The following is a 4,609-nucleotide window of genomic DNA, read 5'->3' as shown; positions in this document are numbered from 1 at the left end:
CTGGCGTGGTTGCAGGATGCGGAGGCTCGGGGAGATGTTGATTGGCAGCGCGTGAAGGAGATTCACGAGTCGTTTAAATACAGCAACTCGGGGCTTGGCCCGGCGTCCCAAATGATCATTGCGATCGTGATGGCTGCGGTTGTTGGACCGGCAGCTTTGACGGCGATGAGTGGGATGGGCACGTTCTGGGCGGCATCTTATGCTGCTGTAGCTACCGGAGCAGCGACAAATGCCGCCACCAGTTTTATCAATAACGGTGGCAACCTTGGCGCTGTATTCAAAGATGTAACGTCTTCTGATGCGCTGGCTGGCTATGTTATTTCAGGAGTAACTGCTGGCCTGACGGCGGGCTACTTCGACAGCATTCTCAAGACCACAACAAATCCGATAACCGGCCAAGTCATGACTGACTTGAGCAGTCTGGAAGGCATTGGCCGTTTCGCCGGTAACCAGCTGCTGCAGAACATGACTTCCACTGTTTTGGGCGCGACTTTCGGTCAGCACGCGGATTTCGGTAATGCGTTGACGGGCGCTCTGTTGAGTACTCTGAACGCGGCGGCATTCAATGCTGTAGGCGATTTTGCTGCTAAACAGGGCTGGAAAGACGGCAGTCTCGAAAAAATCGCATTGCACGCGGTTGTTGGAGGGTTGCTGACTGAAGCTGCGGGTGGCGATTTCAAAACGGGTGCATTGGCGGCGGGTGCAAATGAGGCTGTGGTTACACAGTTGGCGACGCTGGTCAAGAACGACAGCAACCTGTTGTCGATGTCCTCCCAACTAGTGGGTATCGCTGCGGCAGCCGTAAGCGACGGTAACCTTCAAGAGGGCGCGACTATTGCGAAGGACGCTACTAACTACAACTACCTTATGCACCACGAAATCGTGGAAATGCTGGATGAGCAGGCAAAATGCGCATCCGAGACGTGCAAAGCAGAAGTGCGAGAGCGTTATGCCAATCTGGATGAGCAGCGAAATGCGGAGTTGGGTAGCCTCTGTCAGAAAAACTTGAGTGCCTGCAAGCAGCTTTCGGATCAGCTCCTAGCCGATCAGCCAAAAATTCGCGAACTGGCAGAGCAGCTGAGGCTCAGTGGGGATATAGGTGCAGCTGCAAACGTAGGCTGGATCATTACGGAGAATAACCAAACTGCGCAAAACACGATCATCAGAGAGATTGTAGTTCAGCGTGATGGTGAAAGCGCCGCGTTTTGGGCAGATGCCGCAGGCGTAGCCGCAGATGTTGCGGGCGGTGGTAAACCGGGCGGTAGCAAAGGAACGACCAAAAACAGCGCTTCTCATTCACCAGATGTCGACGGTAATCTTGGTGGGTCTGGAGGCGTAAAGGGCGCGGGTGATATTGTTGTGCGCAGCGATGACGATTTCAGTGCCACCGTGAATGGAAACGGAAAACCGAAAGCGCATCTTAACGAAAATGGCGATTTAGTTCCGCCAAATATAGACGGGACCGGTAGCGTTCAATCACATGTACGCGGTGGTAACGCTGAAAACTCGCCGTATATTTCTGTTACCGACCCGAGCACAACGTCAAACCCAAAAGATTACGGTACGAACAAAATTGAGATTGACGTAAAAAGATTGCAATAGGACATTGATTCCGGTGTATTGCCAAACACTAAATTTTTGACAAATCAGGAAGTGACAACGGAGTTGCAGACGAAAGTCGATGCGGCGCGTGATAAATTTACGAACAATCCCACGCCAAAAAATCAAACCTCATTAGACAGAGCAGAGACAGATTTGGCAAACGCTGCGAGGGATGGGGAATGTTTGATCAAAGGTTGTGTTCCGGCTGACTACATTAAACCGGTGAAAAAATAGGTGAAGGCGATGGATCCCAAAACATACGAACTGCTCAATGGTATTCCGGAACACGCCGATTACGCTGTGGAGGCGGGTGACCTTGACCGAGAAGACATTTCAGAAGAAAGAATGGCCGCAGTGAGGCAACTGCTCAACAGTGGGAATGAAATGGAGCGTTTTCAGGCTTCTAAACTTCTCACCAGCTGGGGCGTCCATAACGGCTTGATAGTGCTGGAAGAATATATGCGTCGCCCAGAGATTATTGAGGGTATTTATACCCATAGACTCCATGGGTACGATGATACATATCGGCATATATTGATGGCAGTGACGATGTATTTCGCAAATGCCGCTGAGGTCAGTGGAAAGGAATTAGCGAGGCGTCAGGTATATGATGTGCTTTCAAAAATAATCGCTCTGGCCAACGAGAGGCCTTTTGAAATATCGGAAATATATTCTTTCGTGCATCGTGAAAAGTATTCAGAGTACCTACCGCTGCTGAAGCAGCATTTGATCGCAATGGTTGAACATCCGGAACTTCATCGGTGGAAAATCAAGGATGCCATTGGTTTGATAATGGAATTTGACGCTGATTTTGTCAGAGCCTTATTGTCTGAGAAAAATAAAATTCTGGAAAATTTTGTGAAAAAATAAAAAATCAAATTTTCTGTGAAAAAGAATAGGTGGGGGTAGGTCACGTTTAGAAAACACTTTAAAAACTTGGTCTGTCCCCATTTCTCACTATTGAAGGCGGGTCTGACATTTATAATCATTTTTTTGGGGCGGTAGCCCGTCTAATTACAACCCGGTGAAGGACGCATTTTCCTACATTCCCGGAGGGTATGGCCCTGCAGTATATAGTGGCGGGGATCTTGTGTTTTCAGTTGGAGCAGGTTTTGTAAAAGTATCTTTGAAAGTCATCGCTGCGGATGGCCTCAGGTGAACTTCCTTGTTTGGTGTGACTGTGGTGCGAGATAAAAAATATTGTGCTTAAGCTGATTATGTACTTAAGTCTGGCAGGGTTCGTTTGGACTGTATTCATGACGATTACTTTAGTTATGGTTTTCTTGTTGATGGCTGTTATGTATTTGTTTTTTGAACCGGATTTTGAAATGGTGTTTAAATAGTTGTGCCTGCCGTTGTCTATTCTCATGTCTGTACATTGGACTTCCAGCAAACTTTCAAAAATCAAAGATTATGTTGAAGGGGCGTAAAGGGGCGGAACACGAGGCTGATCGAGCATTGGTTAGCTCGCTCCCTGGTTACTTGTCTCGATGACTTACGTTAGATAAAATGATTGATGATTTTTCATGAGTGTCTTTAAGACTTAGAGTCAGAAGTGGTTGACCAGATTAGTGCCGCGACCAATGGAAGTAATGTTTTTGGCGGCCCAAAGTTTGCTGTTGAAGTCGAGGCAATGATCGGTCGTCGTGTGCAGCGAGGGAGCCCGGGACGGCCGAAAAAATCTACCATTTAGTAAAAGGTCGGCTGTCCCCCTTTTTTCCAAGAAGTATTTTTAGAGTTTAAGAAATGACCATTGATCAAGAAGTTTTTGATGACCTGTGGGACGGCAAAAAAAGTATCGGTTTTTTTGTTCAGTCAGCTCAGTGCTACTGGATTGTTGATGAAAAACGTAATTTTACGCTTGACGTTGACAAGAGTCTTAGAGCGTCATTGAGTAACGGAACTATGACGCAAGAGCAATACGAACGATCCTGCCTGAAATTCAGGAATGGAGTCTTGAAGATGACAGCTGAGAACTTTCCTTCGTATCTTCAAGGGCCGAGTGTGAAGATTTTGTTGTCTTCCGAATTGCAAGGCTTTATTGGGGCTGAGTCGGATGTTTTCGAAAAAATTGAAAACTACTATCTCACAGGCGAATGTCTGGATTCGGAATTGTTCAAAAATGCAAATGTCATACGCTCGCGGCTTCCTCTGTTTTACGTGAATTTTGATCGAAAGATTTTCATGCATATGGATGACGGTCGATTTCATGAGGAGTATGTGTATCCGGGTTGGATTGCTGAATCTGGCGATTTCAGCTACTTGATTCCGTCACGAGAAAAGTATTGGGTGGATGCAGGTAAAGATTTTTGGAAAGTTCGTTTTTTATAAACTAAGTGCTGATCTTTAACATATGTGGACTGTCCCATTTTTTACGGGCTACCTCTTTTTTGCCTTTTTTGTCAATTTTATATTACCGAAGTGTCGGATAGGTGAACGGTACGTCGGATAATCAGTTGTATGGAGCTGTACGCATTCTGATGAATGCTGCCGGTAATAAGGTGTGAATCAAATTCAGGGCAGGTTGCCGGCTGCAATATCTGGAGCTTAAAGCACACGAGGATCAACCATTGAACAATGTTGAAACACTGAATGGCTTTCTGCGTGAATACGTTTATGTGGAAAGTCTTCACCTGGATTCCGAAGATGGACTTACCGGTTACAACCTGTTGATGACGCTGGCGAAGTCTGCGGATCCTGGAGCAGCGACTATCGCGGTCATATTTTTTAACGTGGGCGGTCTGAACGTGCGGGGATTTGGTGGTGGCCTGACACAGTTCATGGATCTTTGCGTGTCGAGGGTTGAAGGCGGACTGGATCGTATACGGTATGAGCTGGTTGATGAGGAAGAAGAAAAAATAGCCTTCAACTTCCACTCCTTCAAAGTGCTCAGCGAGGATGTCAGCGTCGAATAGGCTGCGAAAGCCAGGTTGCACGAGTTGGTGCCTGTTTCCAAAAAAACGTCCCGTCTGAAGCGGGGCGTTTTTTTTGGTTTAACCTGCGAAAC

At 47.0% G+C, this 4,609-nt stretch carries 4 protein-coding genes; all 4 read left to right on the top strand.

From position 1 onward, the window contains the following. A partial coding sequence (locus OQK_RS31765; RefSeq protein ID WP_238537269.1) for a DUF637 domain-containing protein occupies positions 1 to 1,602 on the top strand: 1,602 nt, incomplete at its 5' end. A 243-nt stretch (positions 1,603 to 1,845) separates the two neighbouring features. Beyond that, entirely contained in the window at positions 1,846 to 2,472 is a 627-nt protein-coding gene (locus OQK_RS26170) for a hypothetical protein (RefSeq protein ID WP_016775043.1), read from the top strand. Positions 2,473 to 3,348: 876 nt separating this feature from the next. After that, positions 3,349 to 3,933 carry a hypothetical protein gene (locus tag OQK_RS26165; RefSeq protein WP_016775041.1) on the top strand — a complete coding sequence of 195 codons (585 nt, stop codon included), beginning with the start codon at positions 3,349 to 3,351 and terminating at the stop codon, positions 3,931 to 3,933. Between the two features lie 239 nt (positions 3,934 to 4,172). Next, positions 4,173 to 4,517 carry a hypothetical protein gene (locus OQK_RS29755; protein ID WP_086783927.1) on the top strand — a complete coding sequence of 115 codons (345 nt, stop codon included), beginning with the start codon at positions 4,173 to 4,175 and terminating at the stop codon, positions 4,515 to 4,517. Positions 4,518 to 4,609 lie beyond the last annotated feature (92 nt).

This window comes from Pseudomonas sp. R62 (assembly GCF_000257605.1).
Lineage (GTDB): Bacteria > Pseudomonadota > Gammaproteobacteria > Pseudomonadales > Pseudomonadaceae > Aquipseudomonas > Aquipseudomonas atacamensis.
The sequence above is the reverse complement of the archived record's forward strand: the minus strand, read 5'-3'. Positions and strand labels throughout refer to the sequence as shown.

What these genes read in the sequence shown, in the direction of transcription:
- OQK_RS26165 (WP_016775041.1), top strand. Translation starts at nt 3,349, where the DNA reads ATGACCATTGATCAAGAAGTTTTTGATGACCTGTGGGACGGCAAAAAA.
- OQK_RS26170 (WP_016775043.1), top strand. Translation starts at nt 1,846, where the DNA reads ATGGATCCCAAAACATACGAACTGCTCAATGGTATTCCGGAACACGCC.